At 59.9% G+C, this 19,437-nt stretch carries 20 protein-coding genes; 15 read left to right on the top strand and 5 right to left on the bottom strand.

Annotation, left to right across the window (positions count from 1 at the left end; translation table 11 throughout):
- Positions 1 to 88: 88 nt before the first annotated feature.
- Complete coding sequence (locus L6D81_RS07445; RefSeq protein ID WP_236178518.1) at positions 89 to 1,276, top strand: MFS transporter; 1,188 nt, start codon at positions 89 to 91, stop codon at positions 1,274 to 1,276.
- Positions 1,277 to 1,280: 4 nt separating this feature from the next.
- On the opposite strand, the gene L6D81_RS07440 is transcribed toward L6D81_RS07445, so the two are convergent.
- The gene (locus L6D81_RS07440) at positions 1,281 to 2,318 is read right to left on the bottom strand and encodes an alpha/beta hydrolase family protein (RefSeq protein ID WP_236178517.1); all 1,038 of its coding nucleotides are present in this window, start codon (positions 2,316 to 2,318) and stop codon (positions 1,281 to 1,283) included.
- Between the two features lie 235 nt (positions 2,319 to 2,553).
- Complete coding sequence (locus L6D81_RS07435) at positions 2,554 to 3,165, bottom strand: FMN-dependent NADH-azoreductase (RefSeq protein WP_221614699.1); 612 nt, start codon at positions 3,163 to 3,165, stop codon at positions 2,554 to 2,556.
- A gap of 128 nt (positions 3,166 to 3,293) precedes the next feature.
- Here L6D81_RS07435 and L6D81_RS07430 point away from each other — a divergent pair, with 128 nt between their 5' ends.
- Positions 3,294 to 4,202 (top strand): LysR substrate-binding domain-containing protein, encoded by a 909-nt coding sequence (locus L6D81_RS07430; RefSeq protein WP_236178516.1) that lies wholly within the window; start codon positions 3,294 to 3,296, stop codon positions 4,200 to 4,202.
- Entirely contained in the window at positions 4,199 to 4,558 is a 360-nt protein-coding gene (locus L6D81_RS07425; protein ID WP_236178515.1) for an MmcQ/YjbR family DNA-binding protein, read from the top strand. Before L6D81_RS07430 ends, L6D81_RS07425 begins: the two co-directional genes overlap by 4 nt.
- Here the strand turns inward: L6D81_RS07425 and L6D81_RS07420 are convergent.
- Positions 4,555 to 4,983, bottom strand: a complete 429-nt coding sequence (locus tag L6D81_RS07420; RefSeq protein WP_236178514.1) for a DUF1294 domain-containing protein — start codon at positions 4,981 to 4,983, stop codon at positions 4,555 to 4,557. The two genes, L6D81_RS07425 and L6D81_RS07420, sit on opposite strands and share 4 nt — an antisense overlap.
- Positions 4,980 to 5,810 (bottom strand): undecaprenyl-diphosphate phosphatase, encoded by an 831-nt coding sequence (locus tag L6D81_RS07415; RefSeq protein WP_236178513.1) that lies wholly within the window; start codon positions 5,808 to 5,810, stop codon positions 4,980 to 4,982. The genes L6D81_RS07420 and L6D81_RS07415 overlap by 4 nt, the downstream gene beginning before the upstream one ends.
- Before the next feature lie 304 nt (positions 5,811 to 6,114).
- Between L6D81_RS07415 and L6D81_RS07410 the strand changes: the two genes are divergently transcribed.
- The 9 genes from L6D81_RS07410 to L6D81_RS07370 all read left to right on the top strand — a co-directional run bounded on the left by L6D81_RS07410 (position 6,115) and on the right by L6D81_RS07370 (position 14,250).
- The gene (locus tag L6D81_RS07410) at positions 6,115 to 7,749 is read left to right on the top strand and encodes a methyl-accepting chemotaxis protein (RefSeq protein ID WP_236178512.1); all 1,635 of its coding nucleotides are present in this window, start codon (positions 6,115 to 6,117) and stop codon (positions 7,747 to 7,749) included.
- Positions 7,750 to 7,831: 82 nt separating this feature from the next.
- The gene (gene pnuC, locus L6D81_RS07405) at positions 7,832 to 8,395 is read left to right on the top strand and encodes a nicotinamide riboside transporter PnuC (RefSeq protein ID WP_236178511.1); all 564 of its coding nucleotides are present in this window, start codon (positions 7,832 to 7,834) and stop codon (positions 8,393 to 8,395) included.
- The gene (locus tag L6D81_RS07400; protein ID WP_236178510.1) at positions 8,392 to 8,916 is read left to right on the top strand and encodes an AAA family ATPase; all 525 of its coding nucleotides are present in this window, start codon (positions 8,392 to 8,394) and stop codon (positions 8,914 to 8,916) included. Before pnuC ends, L6D81_RS07400 begins: the two co-directional genes overlap by 4 nt.
- Positions 8,917 to 9,273: 357 nt before the next feature.
- Positions 9,274 to 9,723 carry a hypothetical protein gene (locus L6D81_RS07395; protein ID WP_236178509.1) on the top strand — a complete coding sequence of 150 codons (450 nt, stop codon included), beginning with the start codon at positions 9,274 to 9,276 and terminating at the stop codon, positions 9,721 to 9,723.
- A 1-nt stretch (position 9,724) separates the two neighbouring features.
- Positions 9,725 to 10,297 (top strand): adhesin, encoded by a 573-nt coding sequence (locus L6D81_RS07390; protein ID WP_236178508.1) that lies wholly within the window; start codon positions 9,725 to 9,727, stop codon positions 10,295 to 10,297.
- Positions 10,298 to 10,364: 67 nt separating this feature from the next.
- Positions 10,365 to 11,366 carry a heme utilization protein gene (locus tag L6D81_RS07385; protein ID WP_236178507.1) on the top strand — a complete coding sequence of 334 codons (1,002 nt, stop codon included), beginning with the start codon at positions 10,365 to 10,367 and terminating at the stop codon, positions 11,364 to 11,366.
- Between the two features lie 63 nt (positions 11,367 to 11,429).
- Positions 11,430 to 12,110, top strand: a complete 681-nt coding sequence (locus L6D81_RS07380; protein ID WP_236178506.1) for a C39 family peptidase — start codon at positions 11,430 to 11,432, stop codon at positions 12,108 to 12,110.
- 43 nt (positions 12,111 to 12,153) lie between these two features.
- Positions 12,154 to 12,900, top strand: coding sequence for a hypothetical protein (locus L6D81_RS07375; RefSeq protein ID WP_236178505.1), 747 nt, complete (start codon positions 12,154 to 12,156; stop codon positions 12,898 to 12,900).
- 45 nt (positions 12,901 to 12,945) lie between these two features.
- Complete coding sequence (locus L6D81_RS07370) at positions 12,946 to 14,250, top strand: hypothetical protein (RefSeq protein ID WP_236178504.1); 1,305 nt, start codon at positions 12,946 to 12,948, stop codon at positions 14,248 to 14,250.
- Between the two features lie 82 nt (positions 14,251 to 14,332).
- Here L6D81_RS07370 and L6D81_RS07365 read toward each other — a convergent pair whose 3' ends face one another.
- Complete coding sequence (locus L6D81_RS07365) at positions 14,333 to 15,658, bottom strand: sigma-54 dependent transcriptional regulator (protein ID WP_039768186.1); 1,326 nt, start codon at positions 15,656 to 15,658, stop codon at positions 14,333 to 14,335.
- Between the two features lie 345 nt (positions 15,659 to 16,003).
- Here L6D81_RS07365 and L6D81_RS07360 point away from each other — a divergent pair, with 345 nt between their 5' ends.
- The 3 genes from L6D81_RS07360 to nhaB all read left to right on the top strand — a co-directional run bounded on the left by L6D81_RS07360 (position 16,004) and on the right by nhaB (position 19,419).
- A complete protein-coding gene (locus tag L6D81_RS07360) occupies positions 16,004 to 16,270 on the top strand; it encodes a hypothetical protein (protein ID WP_236178503.1) in 267 nt (88 codons plus the stop codon).
- Between the two features lie 285 nt (positions 16,271 to 16,555).
- Positions 16,556 to 17,842: a delta-60 repeat domain-containing protein gene (locus tag L6D81_RS07355; RefSeq protein WP_236178502.1), complete on the top strand. Its 1,287-nt coding sequence runs from the start codon at positions 16,556 to 16,558 to the stop codon at positions 17,840 to 17,842.
- Positions 17,843 to 17,916: 74 nt separating this feature from the next.
- Entirely contained in the window at positions 17,917 to 19,419 is a 1,503-nt protein-coding gene (gene nhaB / locus L6D81_RS07350; protein ID WP_236178501.1) for a sodium/proton antiporter NhaB, read from the top strand.
- Positions 19,420 to 19,437: the final 18 nt, after the last annotated feature.

The raw sequence follows: 19,437 nt of genomic DNA, 5'->3' as shown, positions 1-19,437 counted from the left end.
CGGGGAAACGATCGTTAGCCTGCTTTCTTTTATTTCAGCACCAAGCCATGATGCGGACTCTCCCACCGCCGCCCGCGAACGAGCCCTCATGTCTGCGCAGCAACAGCCACCGCAAAGCTCCATGGCGATCACCCTGCAGATCGTTTCCATCGTTTTCTATACCTTTATTGCCTTCCTCTGCATCGGTCTGCCGATTGCGGTGCTGCCCGGCTACGTGCATGAACAACTGGGTTTCAGCGCCGTGATTGCGGGATTGGTGATCGGTTCGCAATACCTGGCCACCCTGCTCAGCCGGCCGATGGCCGGGCGCATGTCAGACACCGTCGGCACCAAGCGGGCGATTGTGTATGGCTTGTCGGGGATTGTGCTCAGCGGTGTGCTGACGCTGGTTTCGACGCTGCTGCAGAGCTTGCCGCTGCTGAGCCTGTCGATCCTGATCGTCGGTCGCCTGTTGCTGGGGATCGCCCAGGGCCTGATCGGCGTCGGCACCATCAGTTGGTGCATGGGCCAGGTCGGTGCCGAACACACCGCGCGCTCGATTTCCTGGAACGGCATTGCGTCCTATGGTGCGATTGCCATCGGCGCGCCGCTGGGGGTGCTGATGGTCGCCGATTATGGTTTCGAAAGCCTTGGCATTGCGTTGTCGCTGCTCGCGGCCGGCGCCTTGCTGCTGATCCGCAATAAGCCCTCAGTGCCGGTGGTGCGCGGTGAGCGGCTGCCGTTCTGGGCGGTGTTCGGGCGAATTGCACCGTTCGGCGCCAGTCTGAGTCTGGCGTCGATTGGCTACGGCACCCTGACCACCTTCATCACCCTGTATTACCTCAATCGCGGCTGGAGCGGCGCGGCGTACTGCCTGACCGTGTTCGGCGTGTGTTTCATCCTGTCGCGGCTGCTGTTCATTTCGGCCATCGGGCGTTTTGGCGGGTTCACTTCGGCGATTGCCTGCATGACCATCGAAACCGTGGGCCTGGTCATGCTGTGGCTGGCGCCCTCCACCGCGTATGCCTTGATCGGCGCCGGTCTGGCCGGCTTCGGCCTGTCGCTGGTGTACCCGGCGCTGGGCGTCGAGGCGATCAAGCAAGTGCCCAACTCCAGTCGCGGCGCCGGGTTGAGTGCCTATGCGGTGTTTTTCGATCTGGCGCTGGCGATTGCCGGGCCGTTGATGGGCGCGGTGGCGCTGAATCTGGGTTATTCGTGGATTTTCTTCAGTGCGGCGGTGCTGTCCGTGACCGGACTGGGATTGACCTTGCTGCTCAAGCGCCGGGCCATGGCGTAAACGCTCACTGATCCGCCGTCTGCATGCCCGCGCGGGTCGATCTGCCCAAGGCATGGGAGAAAAACCGCCCGGCCTCGGAAATCAGGTTGCGGTGGATGTCTTCGCGGTCCACGCCATCGGCATCGGTGCACAGCGCCGGCATGGCGAGGATCTGCTCTTCGGTGCACGGCGCCATGAACACGAAGTGCCCTGCCCCGGCCAGCAATTTGAAGTCCGGTGCGGTCGGCAGTTTGCGCGCCAGGGCAGCAGCGTTTTTGTCGAAGGCCACCAGTTTGTCGCCGTCGCCGCTGTAGAGCAGCACCGGTACATGCACATCGGCCAGCGTATGGCGACCAAATTTCAGACTCAACGGCGCCATCAGCAGTAACGCATGCACGCGCGGATCGGCCACCGGTTGCAGATCGTCGCGATCGACAATCAACTCACCCTGAGTGTTGCAGGCATCGCGGTCGTCCGGGCGTTCCTGGCAGTAACGACGCAGACGATCCAGATCAGGCTGCGCACCGGACAGAATCAACGCCGTTTCGCCGCCCGCCGAATAACCGATCACGCCAACCTGTTCGGCGTTTACGTACGGCGCGAGCATGCGGTCGCCCAACGTCGCGGTAATGGCTTCGGAAATCTGGATCGGCCGGCCATACAGATTGCTCAACGTGCCGAGGCGGCTGTGATCCCTGGAGTTGTCGCCGGGGTGAATCACCGCCACCACGACAAAGCCCTTGCGTGCCAGGGACGTGGCCAGGTCGTGCAGCGCCAGCGGCGTGCCGGTGTTGCCGTGGGAGAGCATCAGCATCGGGAAGCGGCCGATGGCGACTTTGGTGTCTTCGCCGGCCTCGACCGAATAGCCTTCCAGCAGGCTCAGGTGTTCGCGGTCGCTGGAGGGATAGAACGCGATGGCGCGCATCGGTTGCAGATCGAGCGGGTCGAGGAACGTCATCTCGTGGTAGCCGACGCTCCAGCGCGGGTGCTGCCCGGGCGCAGCGTGCACTGAATTCAGGCTGCCGAGCAGGCACATCAGTAACGCTGCACAAAGACGCATCATGGGATGCCCCACCCTGTTGTTACTCAATCGAAAGATCCGTGGTGTCCGACGTCCGAAATCCCGAGGCTGGGTGATTCGGCGCGGCGTTGCACTCAGACGTTGATCATCAGACTGCATAACCCGGGCCAGATTATGTAACAGTCAGAAACAAAAAACTCCGCATCTGGCCCTTGCGGAACCAGAATACAGAGTTTTTTCGGGATTGCCTGAACTGGCGCTGTTCTTTACGCAAGCCTTACGCGGCGGCGAACAGTTGCTCGCTGATCTTGGTTTGGGCAGCGCTCATGGCGTTGTTGCGCACTTCTTCGCCGTAGGCCAGGCCTTCGGCACGCACGACTTCGATGTCGGTGATGCCAAGGAAGCCAAAGACCAGTTTCAGATAGTCTTCGTGGGCCACGCCCGAAGCCTGGCCGGCATGGATACCGCCAGCGGTGGACACGATCACGACTTTCTTGCCGCCGCACAGGCCTTCAGGACCGGCTTCGGTGTAACGGAAGGTCTGGCCGGCGACGGCGATGCGGTCGATCCAGGCTTTGAGCTGGGTCGGCACGGTGAAGTTGTACATCGGGGCAGCGACGACGATGGCGTCAGCGGCGATGAATTCGGCCAGGGTGGTGGCGCTCAGTTCGGCTTCGTGCTGTTGGGCGGCGTTGCGCAGTTCAGCGGTGGTGCCGGCGGCCACCAGGGTGGTCGACGAGAAGTGGCTGATGGCGTCGGCGGCCAGGTCGCGGTAGGTCACGACAGCGCTTGGCTCGGCAGCTTGCCAGGCTTTAGTGACTTGACTGCTCAACTGACGGGAAGCGGAGTTGTCGCCCAGAATGCTCGAATCGATGTGCAGCAGTTTCATGTGGAATCTCCTGGAATGAATCGCCGGTGGCGACGGAATGGAGACAATCCTACCGACGAAACCAATAGCTGATTAGACGGCAACAATGCGATAGTTTGTCCCACTGATAGAACAGTCGGATTTCCCCCATGCAAGACCTCAACGATCTCTACTATTTCGCCAAAGTGGTCGAGGCCGGCGGATTCGCCGCCGCCGGCCGCTTGCTCGGCATTCCCAAGTCGCGCCTGTCGCGGCGCATCGCCGAGCTCGAAGAACGTCTTGGCGCCCGGTTGCTGCAACGCACCACGCGACAACTGAAGCTGACGGCGGTCGGCGAGCGTTATCTGCGCCACTGTCAGGCAATGCTGCTGGAAGCGGAAATGGCCGATGAAACGGTGGCCAGCATGTCCAGCGAGCCCCGCGGACGCTTGCGAGTGTCGAGCCCGACCGGGTTGGCCCATGAAATGTTGCCGGTGGTGATCAGCAATTTCCTTGGCAAATACCCTCAGGTGCAACTGGAAGTGACACTGATCAATCGCCGGGTCGACCTGATCACCGAAGGCATCGACGTAGCGCTGCGCGTGCGCGAACACGGCGATGAAGAACCGATGCTGGTGACTCGCCGCCTGCGTCAGGCGCAGATGGTGGTGGTCGCAAGCCCTTCTTTTATGCAGGGCGTGGAAATCAATCATCCGCAGGACTTGAAGCATCTGCCGGTGCTGGGCGCCCTGGAGGCCGACCGCATGGTGCATGTGCGCCTGCTCGATCAGCACGGCAAGAGTTGCGATCTGGCGCTGGAGGCACGTTTGGGCATCGACGATTTCATCGTGCGCAAGGCTTGCGTGCTGGCCGGCCAGGGTTTCACCCTGTTGCCGATGATGTATTGCGAGGCGGAGCTGAACAACGGCACGCTGGTGCAATTGCTGCCGGACTGGTCATTGCCCGGCGGCTGGCTGCAAGCGGTGTATCCGCATCGGCGCGGGGTGATGCCGGCGGTACGCGCATGGATCGATCATCTGGTCGAATCGTTCAATGCCTGTGGAGAGCGGCTGTTATGAAACAAGGGAAGATGAGCGAGCAGGATGTCGCGCAGTTTTGCCTGGCCCTGCCTGGCGCCCGGGAAGACTACAAATGGGGTGGCGTGCGGGTGTTTTCGATTGCCGGCAACAAGATGTTCGCCTTGCAGGGGCTGCGCGGTGATTCGCTGGCGTTCAAGGTCGACAAGGATCTGTTTCTCGGCCACTGCGACCGGCCGGGCATTCACCCGGCGCCGTATCTGGCCCGGGCGCAATGGATCATCATGCACCCGCCCTACCCGCTGGGCGTCGAAGAATTGCAAGGCTTGCTGCAGCGCTCCCATCAACTGGTGGTGAGCAAGCTGCCCAAGCGCGTGCAGGTCGGGCTGCTGCTCTAGAACAGCGCCAGGAGGTTCGAACCGAGGAACAACTGATCGATCCAGAACACCTGATGCAACGCCACTATCACCCAGAACAGCACCTGAAACGACACCTTGCGCGTCTTGTGCCGGAAGACCTGCTGGGCGATCAATGCGCCCGGCCAGCCACCGGCCAGTTCCACGGCGTGCAGGATGTTTTCCGGCGTACGCCAGGCGGCGGCGCGTGCCTTGCGTTTGTCCGCCCAGTACAGAAAAAACGCCAGCACGCTGACCAGTCCGTAAGCGGTCAGCGGTACCAGAGAAATCCCGCGCAGCCACATCGACAGCGAGCCGGACAGCGGCAACGCGCAGACGATCAGCAGCACCACCAGCTTCAATTTCAAGTGCTGGATATTGCCACCGGAAGGACCGCGATCCGGGCGGCGTGCTCGGGAATCACTCATGGCTTGGCTGCCGACCAGTCAACCCAGCCGAACTGCCAGGTCGCCAGAATCACCAGACCGAAGACGATCCGATACCAGGCGAACGCCGCGTAGCTGTGGCTACCGATGAACTTGAGCAGGCCGCGCACCGCGATCATGGCGAAGATGAACGCCGTGACGAACCCGATGGCGAACACCGGGAAATCTGCCGGCACGAACAGGTCCCGATACTTGTAGCCCGAATACACCGCCGCACCGACCATGGTCGGCATCGCCAGGAAGAACGAGAACTCGGTGGCGGTCTTGCGCGACAGGCCGAACAACAGGCCGCCGATGATGGTCGAGCCGGAGCGCGAGGTGCCGGGAATCATCGCCAGGCACTGGGCGAAACCGATTTTCAGCGCATCCGTCCAGCGAATGTCATCGACCGTTTCGGCGTGTACTTCATGCTGGCGCTGCTCGGCCCACAGCATCACGATCCCGCCCACCACCAGCGCGGCGGCCACGGTGATCGGGTTGAACAGATAGTGGTGAATCAGATCGGCGAAGACCACCCCCAGCACCACGGCGGGCAGGAAGGCGATCAGCAGGTTGGCGGTGAAGCGCCGGGCACTCGGCTGGGTCGGCAGGCCGATGACCACGTCGAGGATCTTGCGCCGGAATTCCCAGACCACCGCGAGAATCGCGCCGAGCTGAATGATGATGTTGAACGCCATGGCCCGCTCGCCTCCAAAATCGAGCAAGTCGGCGACAATGATCTGGTGTCCGGTACTGGAAATGGGCAAAAACTCCGTCAGCCCTTCTACAACTCCTAGAATCAATGCCTGCAAGGCCGTCCAAAGATCCATCAATCCCCCAGAGAGCGATGCGCAGAGGCATGCCCCGATAGTATTTTTTTACGTTCACTGCGTTCAGCGTAGCGGATTAAGGCTGTACCGATTCCGCACGCACAGGATCCACACGAAACAGTCAAAATTCCGTGAAAAATCAATTTCGATTCAGGTTTTCACGCGCGGGGCCGAAATCCTAACAGACAAGCCGTAATAGCGCTGCCGCGTTCTACGACTTGGGTCGCGTATGCCCGGTCACCGAAACGTGGTTGGATGCTGGCGGTGGTTTATTACAAGAAAAAGAATCCGGAGTGACAGCGTTATGAACAGCTTGCGCAGTGTGTCGATCAGCCGACGCTTGTGGCTCATCTTGATTGTGGCGGTGGTCATGCTGCTGACATTGGGCGTGTTGATGCTCAAGCAGATCCACGATGACCTCTACCACGCCAAGGCCCAGAAAACCCAGCATGTGGTGCAGACCGCCAGCGGTTTGCTGACTTACTACCAGGGCCTTGAAGCCGCGGGTACCCTGACCCGCGAGGCGGCGCAGAAACAGGCGCTGACCGCGATCCGTGGCCTGCGCTATGACCAGAACGATTATTTCTGGATCAATGACCTTACGCCCGTGATGGTCATGCACCCGACCAATCCCAAGCTTGAAGGCCAGAACCTCTCGGCGATCCGCGACCCGGACGGTTTCGCGGTGTTCAATGAAATGGTCGCCATCGCCAAGGCCAAGGGTGCCGGCATGGTCGACTATCGCTGGCCCAAGCCCGGCGCCAGTGAACCGGTGGCCAAGACCTCTTACGTGAAATTGTTCGAGCCATGGGGCTGGGTCATTGGTTCGGGCGTGTACGTCGACGACGTGCAGGCCGAGTTCCAGGGCCAGGTGATCAAGGCATCCGTGGTCGGACTGGTCATCGCGGTGATCATGGCGCTGCTGGTGATTCTGATTGCCCGCAGCATCGTTCGCCCGTTACAGGAAACCGTGAACGCCATGGCCAATATTGCCAGCGGCGAGAGCGATCTGACCCGCAGCCTCGACACCCACGGCGAGGACGAAGTCACTCAGCTGGCCCAGCACTTCAACGCCTTCACCGCCAAGCTGCGTCGGGTGATCGGTGACTTGCAGCTGTCCGCCAGCGCACTGGGCCAGTCGTCCAGCGAACTGGGCAATGACGCGACCCAGGCCCAGCAACGCAGCCAGCAGCAGTCGCAGCAGATGGAGCTGGTAGCCACTGCCGTCAACGAGGTGACCTACGGCGTGCAGGACGTGGCAAAGAACGCCGAACATGCCGCCAGCGAAATGCGTGATGCCGAAGCCCAGGCCCAACAAGGCCAGATCAACATCGACGGCAGCCTGCAACAGATCGACAAGCTGTCCGGCACCATCGATCAGGCGGTGGAAGTCATCCGCACGCTGGCGACCGAGAGCACTCAGATCGGCAGCGTGCTGGAGGTGATCCGCTCGATTGCCGAACAGACCAACCTGCTCGCCCTCAACGCCGCCATTGAAGCGGCTCGGGCTGGAGAACAGGGTCGTGGTTTTGCGGTGGTGGCCGACGAGGTGCGTTTGCTGGCTCAGCGCACGCAGAAGTCCACGGCGGAAATCCAGACGATGATCGAACGCCTGCAAAATCATTCCGAGGCCGCCGTGAAGGTGATCGGCGACAGCAGCAAGGCGTCGCAACTGACCATCGAACAGGCCGGTCTGGCCAGCGCCAGCCTCAATGCCATCGGCCAGGCGTTGCGTAACCTCAATGGCCTGAACGCCTCGATTGCCAGCGCAACGCTGCAGCAGGCGCACGTGGTCGAAGACATCAATCAGAACGTCACCCAGGCGGCGGGCCTGTCCCACAGCACGGCATTGGCGGCCGAGCAGTCGAGCGTGGCCAGCGTAAAACTCGGCCAGCTCAGCGAACAACTGAACGGGCTGCTGCGCCAGTTCCGCGTCTGATCCGTGCAACAGGCGGGAACTCGTTTCCCGCCTGTTTTTCGGTACAATCCGCTCCCTCTTTTATTCCCCCCAAGGATCCTGCATGTCCGGGCTTGAACTGTTTGCCGCCGCCCTCGGTGTGATCGCCGTGTGGCTCACGGTCAAACAGAATCCGTGGTGCTGGCCGATCGGGCTGGTCATGGTGTCGCTTTACACTTGGGTCTTCTTCGAGGTGAAGCTGTATTCGGATATGTTGCTGCAGGTGGTTTATGCCGGGCTGCAGATCTATGGCTGGTGGCAGTGGACGCGAGCCGGGACGATGCATGACGGGCGCGAAGTCAGCCGGCTCGACACCCGCTCGATTGCGCAGGGCCTGGCCATTGGCGCGGTCGGCAGTCTTCTGCTGGGCGCCGCCATGGCTCACTGGACCGACGCAGCACAACCCTGGCTCGACGCGGCCCTGACCGGTTTCAGCCTGGTCGCCCAGTTCTGGATGGCTCACAAGCGTCTGCAATGCTGGGCGCTGTGGTTCGCGCTGGATGTAATCTTCGTCGGCCTGTTCCTTTATAAAGGGCTGTACCTCACGGCGGCGCTGTATGCCCTGTTCACCCTGATCGCGGTGCAAGGCTGGCGCGAATGGCGTGCCGATCCGGCGTTGCAACGATGAAGGTAATCGTACTGACCGGCCCCGAATCCACGGGCAAAAGCTGGCTGGCGGCCGGGATTCAACAGCAGTTCGGTGGCTTGCGGGTGGACGAGTATGTGCGCGGGTTCATCGAGCAGAACCCTCGGGATACGTGCCTGGCCGACATCCCCGAAATCGCGCGTGGCCAGGTGCAATGGGAAGACGCGGCACGCGCGCAGCAGCCGCAACTGCTGATTCTCGATACGCATCTGTTGAGCAACATCCTGTGGAGCCAGACGCTGTTCGGCGACTGCCCGGCATGGCTGGAAAGCGAATTACTGGCCCGTCATTACGACCTGCACCTGCTGCTCTCTCCCGAACAAGTCGAATGGACGGACGATGGTCAGCGCTGCCAGCCCGACTTGAGTGAACGGCTCGCGTTCTATCAGGCCACCCGGACCTGGCTGGAAACCCATCACCAACCCTTGCAGATCATTCAGGGCAACTGGCTCGAACGCCAGCAGCAAGCCTTCGAAGCCGTTCGCGATCTGCTCGCGAGCTGACCCGGTTTTTGGGGCGTTTGACCCGGCGCCCCCCCCTGTTTTGGGGGCAAAGTGTCCGTTCCTGAAACACTCCTGCAGGTGCAAAGGGCCCATCTCACGGCCCTTCATCCCATTGTCATCCGACTTGTTACGCAACTGAAACACCTACGCGCAAACCCGTGTCCCAGAGCTTTGCAATGGCCTTGGCGGGTTGCGTAGGGCCTTTATTGTTTCAACGTTGAAACAGTATTGGTATCAGCCCTCAGCAAACTCGCCCCAACCTGTTGAAATGCCTTAACTTTCAAAAAGCGGCACAGCTTTCGCTCTCTTCTTCACAACGCTGAACAGGCTCAGCCCACTGAAGAAGGAATTGCCGTCGTGGGGAACATCAATAAAGCCTTCACCTGCCTTCTGCTGGTCGGATCAGTTGCCAGCCCATTTCTCAGTTTCAACGTTCAGGCCGAAGGCAATGGCGTGATCGTGCTCAATCGTGATGTCCAGCCGATTCCCATCGGGCGCAGCGGCGGCAAAGACCCCTATCCGACCACCGTCAATGCCAACCCATCTGCCCGTATCAATTCGACGCTCAGCAATACCGAACTCAGTGATGGTGACTTTGCCCGTGTAGCCAGCGGCTCCTCCATCCGCGGCAACATCAACACCCCCAGCTCGAACCTGCCCGGCATGAACAACCTGACCAACCAGAACGGCCTGCCCGGCATGAGCGGCGGTCATGGCGGGGGCGCGGGCAGCTCGATTTCCAATACCGTAAACCGTGCAATGAGTTCCGGCCTTGCTCCGCTGACCCGCATGGCTGGAGGCCAGTGACATGAATCGTTCCCTGCTCCTGCTCGCCCTGCTCGGCTGCTCCAGTGCGATGGCCGATCCGAGCGCTGTGAACACCGCGACCATTCAAGACTCCGGCGCTCAATACCGTGGCAACTTCAACGTCAACCAGGCCGCCGGCGATCAGATGCAGCAGGCCAACGTCAAGGCGATCGCCATTGGCAGCGAGTCCCACGCCAGAACCAGCGTGCAGCAGAAAATCGACACCCCCGCCGACCGCTCGATCAACGCAAGCAGCAACATCGGCGGCAGCTCTTTCAGTAATGGCAACGGGATCCTGGGCGTGAATCAGGGTGCCGGGGCCAACAACCAGATGGCCAACGTCACACGGGTCAGCATCAGTGCCGGCCCGCAAGCCGTTGACGACAGCACCCTTTCTCAACAGAACGTGGCGTTGTTACCGAGCTCAGGAGCAACTGGCACCTCACCCGGCAGTCGCCAGGTCACGACAAGTGATCAGGCCTTCACCGGCAGCCGAGGGGTAATCCAGGTGAACCAGAGTGCCGGGGTGGGGAACCGAATGGCTAACACCCTGAGCATCCGGGTCGCAGACTGACCCAAATAAAAGCAGTGCAATTAGAAAGTACCAACACTTAACCAACTAATAAGCACGGAGAAACACCATGAAACCTACAATGGCCCTCAAACCACTGGTTTTCGCACTTGCAGCAGTGATGGCAATCGCAGCACAGGCAGGCGGTCGCGATGATGATCGCGGTCATGGTAACGGGCACGGCAATGGTCATGGCAACAACCATGGTCCAAAAGGCCCAACCCTGGAACAACTGCTGCAAATCACCGCCGGCGCTGGCGCTGCAGTGCTCGATGCACAAAACAGCGATGGCAACGTGGTAACAAACCAGGGGACTAAAAACGACGCGAAGGCTGACAACTCGCTGAACGGCTCCAACGGCAACATGGGCGCCAACGTTGCAGCCGGCGACGGCAACCAACAAGACAACGCCGCCGCACTGGCCACCGCCGACGAAAGTTTCATCTTCGGTACTGCTGTTGCTGCCTCGAGTGCCACTCAAGTCAACAACAACAACTATGTGAAAAACTTGTCGACGACCAACACCGCGACCCTCAACAACGCGGGCAACAACGGTTCCGGGAACATCGGCATCAACGTGACTTCCGGCAACTTCAACCAACAGAAAAACAACCTGGCAATCGCCGTATCGGGTGGTCGTGTAGCCACTGCCGCCGCTGCTGCCAACCAGTCCTCCACTGGTCTGGTCGTCGACAACAAAGGCGTGCAAACCTACAAAAAAGACACCCTTACCGGTACCTTCGCAGCCGCTGGTGTGTTCAAGGCCAAAGGCACTGCGACCATCGAAGACGATGACCACCACGGTGGTTATGGCAACCGTGGCGGCGGCCACGGCGGCAACGATGACCAGAAAGCCAAGTTCGAAGCAGTGGGTACCTTTGGCCTCGCTGGCGTGACCACTCAGCAAGTGCTGACCAAAGATGGCTGGAAAAACCCTGTAACCAACACCGCAACCATGACCGGTTCGATGAACAACTTCTCCGGCAACGGCGGAGCCAACGTCTCGGCAGGTGTGGGCAACCAGCAAAGCAACTCGCTGTCCATCGCCGCAGGTTGCAAAGCCTGCATGTAATCGCGATCGAAACGAAAGCCCCGGAAACGGGGCTTTTCCTCAGTCCGCAAAGGCGTATCGATCATGCGTAAGACTGCCCTCCTTGCTCTGCTTTGCTTCTGCGGCCTGACCCAGGCTGCCCAGATGCCCGTTGCTGCCCTGCCTGGCGGCACGCTGGTCTACAAGAACGTGCAAAGCATTCGTGAGCGCAAGTTTGCCGACATCGTCGAACAGAAAACCGACTTCAGCTGCGGCGCCGCCGCACTGGCGACGGTATTGCGCCAGGCCTATTGGCTCGACGTCGATGAGGAGCACATCATCAAAGGCATGCTGGTCAATGCTGACCAGGACCTTGTCCGTACTCAAGGTTTCTCCATGCTCGACATGAAGCGCTACATAGAAAGCATCGGCATGCGCGCCAGGGGCTACAGGATCCCACCGGAAAAACTCGACGCAGTCACGATCCCGGTGGTGGTACTGATGGATATTCGCGGCTACAAGCATTTCGTGGTGATGCAGCGGGCGGACAAGGATTGGGTTTACATCGCAGACCCGGTTTTAGGACACAAACGCTACTCCCATGATGACTTTGTCAAAGGTTGGAACAGCATTGTCTTTGCCATCGTCGGCCCCGGATACGACAAAACCAATGCATTACGCAGTCCTCCGACACCGCTGACGGCCAAAAACAAGCTGGATGGATTCAACCCGGTCAAAGACGCTGAATTGATGGACTTCGGGTTCATACAGAGCGACTTCTTTTAATCGCCGATTACAAGAGTGGGGCTGGATGTCCCGGGAGCAGCAGATGAAAACCTCATACTGGCTGGCCGCCGCCTGCCTGGCAGCGAGCGCGTCAGGCTATGCCAATGCAGGATTCAAACCCATCGAAATCAAGGACCAGGAGCTCGCTGAGCTACGCGGTCGCTATGTCATGCCGGGCCGGATCATCAGCTTCGGCGTCGTCATGAGCAGTACCTGGCGCAATGCCAGTGGCGACCTGATCGGGGCATCGGCCACGATGCAACTGCAGGCCGCTTCGGTAAAACCCGAATTCTACGTCTCGACCATCAAGGAACACGGCAACGGCAGTACCCCGGAACTGGGAACCGGCTCGGTCGTGGGTGGCGCGGGACTCAACTCCAGCCAGGGCGTGACGCAGAGTGTGCGCGCCGCTGGCGACGGCAATGCCGCCTACAACAACGTTGCAATCAACGTCAAAGAAGCCAGTCAGGCACCGGCACTGATGCCTGCCCAGGGCCAGGCCTTGATGGCCGGCCAGACCATTTCCGGCAGCAACAGCGCCGGCAGCGTTGCGGTCTCGGCCACAGGGGGCGGTATACAAATGGCCATTCAGGCCTCCGGCAATCAGGGTACAGCCTTGCAACAGGTCGCCCAGGGCGGACTGCTGCAAAACACCCGTTTGCTCGGTAACGCGAACGTCGTCAACAACCTGACACAACTCAACGTTGTCCTGAACAATAACGGCATGAGTGCCGGCGCACTGGACTGCAACCTGACTCAACTCAGGGCACTACGCAACATCGGATATTGAACTACGCTGAGTCTCGATCATTGGGCTTAAAGGGACGGCTTATCCATGTATCGATCAGTATCACTGCGTGCTGCTGTATGTTTGAGTACTCTTCTACCTGCGGCAATGTTGCAAGCTGCGCCCGACGCCGATGTAGAAGCCCTGAAACAAGAACTTCTGGAGCTTAAGCAACGATACGAAGTACAACAAAAAGCCCTGGCGGTACTCGAACAACGGGTCCGCCAGGTCGAAGAGCAACCCGCCTCCCCACCCCCAAAACGCCTGGCCAAATCGCCTTCGGACATGAAGGGCAACCGGGTCGCCACCGGCACCGGGGCCGCAGCAGCGTCGGGGGGCGCCGCCGGGGGCAGCGGCGCATCCTACGGCCAGTCGCTGGCCGACGATTCGCAACCGGCACAGAGTGTGTCCAACCTCTACGACGAAGCCAGCGGCTTCTTCGGCGGCGGCAAATTCAGCTTCGAAACCGGTATCACCTATTCGCGTTATGACACGCGCCAGCTGATTCTCAACGGTTTCCTGGCTCTGGACTCGATTTTCCTCGGCAATATCAACCTCGACCGGATCAAGGCCGACACCTGGACGCTGGACCTGACAGGCCGCTACAACTTCGACAACCGCTGGCAATTCGACCTGAACGTGCCGGTGGTTTACCGGGAATCGACCTATCAGTCCGGCGGCGGCAACGGCGGCGCCTCCAACGTCACCACCGAACAGGACGTCAGCCGCGACCCGACTATCGGCGACGTCAACTTCGGCATTGCGTACAAGTTCCTGGACGAATCGGTCAACACCCCGGACGCCGTGGTTTCCTTGCGGGTCAAGGCGCCTACGGGCAAGGACCCGTTCGGGATCAAGCTGCGCCAGACCGATGCCAACTCGAACCTGTTCGTGCCTGACACCTTGCCTACCGGCAACGGCGTCTGGTCGATCACCCCGGGCATCTCGCTGGTCAAGACGTTTGACCCGGCCGTGCTGTTCGGCAGCCTGTCCTACACCCATAACTTCGAGGAGTCGTTCGACGACATCAGCTCCACGGTCAACCAGAAAAACCCGGGCAAGGTTCGCATCGGCGACAGCTTCCAGATTGGCGCAGGTGTTGCCTTCGCACTGAACGAGAAGATGAGTATGTCGTTCTCCGTGTCTGACCTGGTGCAACGCAAGAGCAAGCTGAAACAGGATGGCGGGGATTGGGAATCGGTGGTGTCCAGCGACGCCAACGCCGGTTACTTCAACGTCGGCATGACCATTGCGGCCACCGACAACCTGACCATCGTGCCCAACCTGTCCATCGGCATGACGGACGATGCCCCGGACTTCTCCTTCAGCCTGAAATTCCCGTACTACTTCTAAACCACACCATCATAAAAAGGCCCGCGGCGACTTGCATCGCAGCGGGCCTTTTCAGCTTCCCGGTCTCGGGAAGCGCCGCGCCCTAGCGGATCTGGTGCTTGTGCAGCAAACGATAGAAAGTCGGCCGGGAAACCCCGAGCACTTTGGCAGCAACGCTGAGATTGTCGCTGTGCCGGTTCAACACATCACACAACGCCTGGCGTTCGGCGCGGGTCTTGTAGTCTTCAAGGGTGCCCATTGGAGCGGCGATCGACTGCTGGCTGATCAACCCCAGATCACGGGCCTCGATCTGCCGCCCTTCGGCCAGCACCAGCCCTCGACGCACACGGTTGGCCAGTTCACGGACATTGCCCGGCCAGTCGTGTTTACCCATGGCGATCAGCGCATCTTCACTGAAACTGCGCGGACGACGGCCGGTTTCGTGGCTGTAGAAATGGGAAAAATGGTTGGCCAGCATCGACAGGTCGCCGTGGCGCTCGCGTAACGGCGCGGTCACCACCTGCAGCACATTGAGCCGGTAGTACAAGTCTTCGCGAAAGCGCTTCTTCTCGATGGCGGCTTCGAGATCAACGTGAGTCGCCGCCAACACCCGCACATCGACCGGGATCGGTTGACTGCCACCGACCCGTTCAATGTGTTTTTCCTGAAGAAAACGCAGCAGATTGGCTTGCAGCTCCAGCGGCAGATCGCCGATTTCATCGAGAAACAAGGTGCCGCCGTTGGCCGCTTCGATACGTCCGACCTTGCGCTGATGGGCGCCGGTGAACGCGCCTTTCTCGTGGCCGAACAGTTCCGACTGGATCAAGTGTTCGGGAATTGCCCCGCAGTTGATCGCCACAAAAGGCTTGCTGTGGCGTTGCGACTGCCGGTGCAGGGTGCGGGCGACCAGTTCCTTGCCAGTACCGCTTTCGCCGCGGATCAAAACCGGCGACTCGGTGGGGGCCAGTTTACTCAGCAGTTTGCGCAGTTCGCGGATCGGCTTGCTGTCGCCCAGCAGCTCGTGTTCCGGCTGGTCGACGTGAATCGTGCCCTGACCGCGCAGGCGCGCCATGCCGAACGCGCGACCGAGGGTGACCTGCACCCGGGAGACGTCGAATGGCAAGGTATGGAAATCGAAAAACCATTCGCAGACGAAGTCGCCGACGTTCTGCAAACGCAGCACTTCCTGATTCAGCACGGCGATCCATTCGGTGCCACTGCGGCTGATCAGCTCTTTGACGGCTTCGGGACGTTCCAGGTGAAAAGGCTGTAAACGCAACAGGCCGACATCACAACTTCGGTCGGCGGCATTTTCCAGGCTGCAACTGTCGACGTCCCAACCCACGGCACGCAGACCCGGCAATAATCGGTGGCAGTCGTCGCACGGGTCGACGACCAGTAAACGTCGTAATGCAGGCGCTTCGTTCATGACTGTTCCTTGGCGCCAAATTTTAAGAAATGATCGTAAAAACAGTCATTTGGCAGACCTGACTGTTACGTTAGCAAGAATTTGACGGCGTCTTGTATCGATTGCTTATAGGTGTACAAGTGAAGCAGTTATAAGAAGCGACTTTATTAGTTAGCTATCGACTTGATTCTTTCGCCAGGCTTTCAAAACCGGTCCCTTTATTTGAGCGCATGAAAGAAAGTCGAAATTTCTTCAAAATCCGTGTGACCTGCCAACGGGTTGCGTGCATCAGTACAAGTAACTCGCCGAACGGTAAGCCCAACCGACGGCACATCACTTGATTGGGCACTAAAGAGAGAAGACCCCATGACCGCCCCGCTCCGTATCAACGAAGCTCTTTTGATTGCCAACCGCGCATTTAAACCTTTTCAATGCGTCGCCTGGGCCCCACAAGATGGCAACGGTGAACTCTGCCTCACAGTGATTGACCGCACCAACTCCCACATTGGTCGCACCCACATCCCGAGCAGCGCCTACTCCGATCCGGCGCAACTTGAACACCTGCTGCAACAGGCCCGCGCCGAACTAAGCGAAGAAGGCTATGCGTTGCAATCCTGGTCGATGCCACACTGATATTTGTGGGTAATGCGGATGACGTTCAAGTCATCCGCCCTCTTCTGCTAGTTGCGAATCTATTTCCAACTTCAGTCTTTCTGTAAAACCTTCCTCAATACTTTCGCGCCTGAATACTTGGCAGGCTTGCGACTGGTTCAAAAAGACACTGTTCTGGCACAGTACGACCCTCCACCTGTTATTTCTGTCAGTTGTACTTGTGCGAATTCAGGGATTGAATGTGTCGCTCATGCAGTTTCCCGTTCCACCTCCCGGACATCGGTCGACTCGCAAGGAGATGCATGCATGTCAAGCCAGACCGCTATCGCGCTCCAGACGCTAGCGAACACCGGACAACTCGACAAGACCTTTTCCAGCAGCGGCGTGGCGCAGGTTTACTTCGCCGGCAGTACATCCAGCCTGACCCAAAGCGTGGCACTCGATGCGCAAGGTCGGATTCTGGTCGCCGCCAAGGTGGGGACGGCTCACGGCAGCCGTTTCGGGCTGGCTCGACTGCTTGAGGACGGCTCGGCTGATCTGGGGTTCGGCACTCAAGGCAGCGTGATTGACCGGTTCGCCGCCGGTTTTGAAGCCACCGGCAGCAAGGTGCAAGTCTTGCCCGACGGGCGGATTCTGCTGGCGGGCCTGCACTACGAATCAGAACATCGCACCCTGCCCGCCCTGGCCCTGTTCGATGCTCAGGGCCGACCTGACCCGAGCTTCGGCGACAACGGCCGGCAAATTGTCCGCCTGCCTGGCGACCTTTCCATGGGCACCCGCGACGCCTGGCTACCGCCTGGGGTTCCGGGCGCCGAAGCCTGCGATTTCGCAGTGCAACCCGACGGGCATATCCTGCTGATCGCCAACCATCACTTCGAACTGGCCGATCACGTCGGCATGCTGATCCGCCTCAAACCCGATGGCAGCCTCGACTCATCCTTCAACGGTCGCGGTTTCGTCATGGTTCGCCACTTGTTGCTCAATACCTGGCTCGGCAGCGTGCTGCTGCAAGCAGACGGAAGAATCGTGGTCGCCGGTTCCATCGATTTCCCGCAGGAAGGCCTGCTCGCCCGCTACCTGCCGGACGGCAAGCTCGATGAACGTTTTGCGGTAGACGGCTTCATGGCCTTCAAAGTCCAGGGGCACAGTGCACTGGTCAATCAGGTCATCGAATCGGCGGAGCATTTGCATTGTTTTGGCAGCAGCCGCGATCCGATTCGATGCATGGCTTCATTTGTCCATGGCAATGGTCGCCCTGATCTGCACTGCAACGGCGGACAGCCGCATCTGCTGGACATCGGCCCCAGCGGTTGCCAGTGGAACGCCGCACAGGCAATGGCGGATGGGCGCATCGTTGCAGTCGGGGCGACAATCGGCGGTGTTGAAGCCGATTTCATCGTCGCCCGCTATGGGGTCAACGGCAGCCTTGATCGAAGCTTCGGTTCCGGTAATGGCTGGTTGCGCACGCGACTGGGGCGCAGCCTCGATACCGCCACTTCAGTGGCGATGCAGCCTGACAACCGGATTCTGGTAGGCGGCTATTCGCTGGATGGCAACTACCGTGCATTAGTCGCGCGGTATCTGAATCACTGATGCGAATCCAACTGCACTTGATCTTGCCCATCGCTTACGGCAATTTGCGCGCTTCTTAATATAAGGAGCAACCGATGTCCGGTTCGATGGCCCAAGCGTTCGCGCACAACTTTCTCGGGTATTCGCCCCGCTGGTACAAGGCGTGCATCGTCGGGTTTCTGATGCTCAATGCGCTGGTGCTGTGGACTGTCGGCCCGGTCGCCGCTGGCTGGTTGCTGGTGATCGAGTTCATTTTCACCCTGGCCATGGCGCTCAAGTGCTACCCGCTGATGCCCGGTGGCTTGCTGCTGATCGAAGCACTGCTGCTGAAAATGACCACGCCTCAGGCACTGTATGAAGAGCTGCAGCACAACTTCCCGGTGATTCTGCTGCTGATGTTCATGGTCGCCGGCATCTATTTCATGAAAGACCTGCTGTTGTTCCTGTTCTCGCGCCTGTTGCTGGGCGTGCGATCAAAGGGATTGCTGGCCCTGATGTTCTGTTTTTTATCGGCGTTTCTCTCGGCGTTTCTCGACGCGCTGACCGTCACCGCTGTGATCATCAGCGCCGCCGTCGGCTTTTATTCGGTTTACCACCGAGTGGCTTCCGGCAACGATCCGCGCCAGGACAGCGAATTCAGCGATGACCGGCATCTGCCCCAGCTGCATCACGAGGACCTCGAACAGTTTCGCGCCTTCCTGCGCAGTCTGTTGATGCATGGCGCCGTCGGCACCGCGTTGGGCGGGGTCTGTACGCTGGTTGGCGAACCGCAGAACCTGTTGATCGGCCACGAAATGGGTTGGCACTTTGCCGAGTTCTTCCTGAAGGTCGCACCGGTTTCCCTGCCGGTCCTGGTCGCGGGACTGGTGACCTGCCTGTTGCTGGAGAAACTGCGCTGGTTCGGCTACGGCACACGGCTGCCGGATAACGTACGTGCCGTGCTGGCCAACTACGCCGCCGAAGACAACGCCGAGCGCACGCAGCGCCAACGCGCCGCCCTGCTGGTGCAAGGTTGCGCTGCGCTGATCCTTGTTGCCGGGCTGGCCTTCCACATCGCGGAAGTCGGCCTGATCGGCCTGATGGTGATCGTGTTGATCACCGCCTTCACCGGGATCACCGACGAACACCGGTTGGGCAACGCATTCAAGGAAGCCATGCCATTCACCGCGCTGCTGGTGGTGTTCTTCGCCGTGGTGGCGATAATTCACGACCGGCAACTGTTTGCGCCACTGATTCAGTGGGTGCTGGCACTGTCGGCCGATCAGCAGCCGGGGATGCTGTTCATCGCCAACGGCCTGCTGTCGGCGATCAGTGACAACGTGTTCGTCGCCACGATTTACATCACCGAAGTGAAACAGGCGTTCCTGTCCGGCAACATGAGCCGCGAGCATTTCGAGACGCTGGCGATTGCAATCAACACCGGCACCAACCTGCCGAGTGTGGCAACACCCAATGGCCAGGCGGCGTTTCTGTTTCTGCTGACGTCGGCGATTGCGCCGCTGGTGCGGTTGTCGTACGGGCGGATGGTGTGGATGGCGTTGCCTTACACCGTGGTGATGGGATTGCTCGGCTGGTACGCCGTGAGTTACTGGCTGTAGAAACAACGACGGGAGCCC

The organism is Pseudomonas sputi (assembly GCF_021603585.1).
Classification (GTDB): Bacteria; Pseudomonadota; Gammaproteobacteria; order Pseudomonadales; family Pseudomonadaceae; genus Aquipseudomonas; species Aquipseudomonas sputi.
The sequence above is the reverse complement of the archived record's forward strand: the minus strand, read 5'-3'. Positions and strand labels throughout refer to the sequence as shown.

Excerpts from the sequence above, each read along its gene's own strand:
- L6D81_RS07445 (WP_236178518.1), top strand. The coding sequence starts at position 89 with ATGTCTGCGCAGCAACAGCCACCGCAAAGCTCCATGGCGATCACCCTG.
- L6D81_RS07440 (WP_236178517.1), bottom strand. The coding sequence starts at position 2,318 with ATGATGCGTCTTTGTGCAGCGTTACTGATGTGCCTGCTCGGCAGCCTG.
- L6D81_RS07435 (WP_221614699.1), bottom strand. The coding sequence starts at position 3,165 with ATGAAACTGCTGCACATCGATTCGAGCATTCTGGGCGACAACTCCGCT.
- L6D81_RS07430 (WP_236178516.1), top strand. The coding sequence starts at position 3,294 with ATGCAAGACCTCAACGATCTCTACTATTTCGCCAAAGTGGTCGAGGCC.
- L6D81_RS07425 (WP_236178515.1), top strand. The coding sequence starts at position 4,199 with ATGAAACAAGGGAAGATGAGCGAGCAGGATGTCGCGCAGTTTTGCCTG.
- L6D81_RS07420 (WP_236178514.1), bottom strand. The coding sequence starts at position 4,983 with ATGAGTGATTCCCGAGCACGCCGCCCGGATCGCGGTCCTTCCGGTGGC.
- L6D81_RS07415 (WP_236178513.1), bottom strand. The coding sequence starts at position 5,810 with ATGGATCTTTGGACGGCCTTGCAGGCATTGATTCTAGGAGTTGTAGAA.
- L6D81_RS07410 (WP_236178512.1), top strand. The coding sequence starts at position 6,115 with ATGAACAGCTTGCGCAGTGTGTCGATCAGCCGACGCTTGTGGCTCATC.
- pnuC (WP_236178511.1), top strand. The coding sequence starts at position 7,832 with ATGTCCGGGCTTGAACTGTTTGCCGCCGCCCTCGGTGTGATCGCCGTG.
- L6D81_RS07400 (WP_236178510.1), top strand. The coding sequence starts at position 8,392 with ATGAAGGTAATCGTACTGACCGGCCCCGAATCCACGGGCAAAAGCTGG.
- L6D81_RS07390 (WP_236178508.1), top strand. The coding sequence starts at position 9,725 with ATGAATCGTTCCCTGCTCCTGCTCGCCCTGCTCGGCTGCTCCAGTGCG.
- L6D81_RS07385 (WP_236178507.1), top strand. The coding sequence starts at position 10,365 with ATGAAACCTACAATGGCCCTCAAACCACTGGTTTTCGCACTTGCAGCA.
- L6D81_RS07380 (WP_236178506.1), top strand. The coding sequence starts at position 11,430 with ATGCGTAAGACTGCCCTCCTTGCTCTGCTTTGCTTCTGCGGCCTGACC.
- L6D81_RS07375 (WP_236178505.1), top strand. The coding sequence starts at position 12,154 with ATGAAAACCTCATACTGGCTGGCCGCCGCCTGCCTGGCAGCGAGCGCG.
- L6D81_RS07370 (WP_236178504.1), top strand. The coding sequence starts at position 12,946 with ATGTATCGATCAGTATCACTGCGTGCTGCTGTATGTTTGAGTACTCTT.
- L6D81_RS07365 (WP_039768186.1), bottom strand. The coding sequence starts at position 15,658 with ATGAACGAAGCGCCTGCATTACGACGTTTACTGGTCGTCGACCCGTGC.
- L6D81_RS07360 (WP_236178503.1), top strand. The coding sequence starts at position 16,004 with ATGACCGCCCCGCTCCGTATCAACGAAGCTCTTTTGATTGCCAACCGC.
- L6D81_RS07355 (WP_236178502.1), top strand. The coding sequence starts at position 16,556 with ATGTCAAGCCAGACCGCTATCGCGCTCCAGACGCTAGCGAACACCGGA.
- nhaB (WP_236178501.1), top strand. The coding sequence starts at position 17,917 with ATGTCCGGTTCGATGGCCCAAGCGTTCGCGCACAACTTTCTCGGGTAT.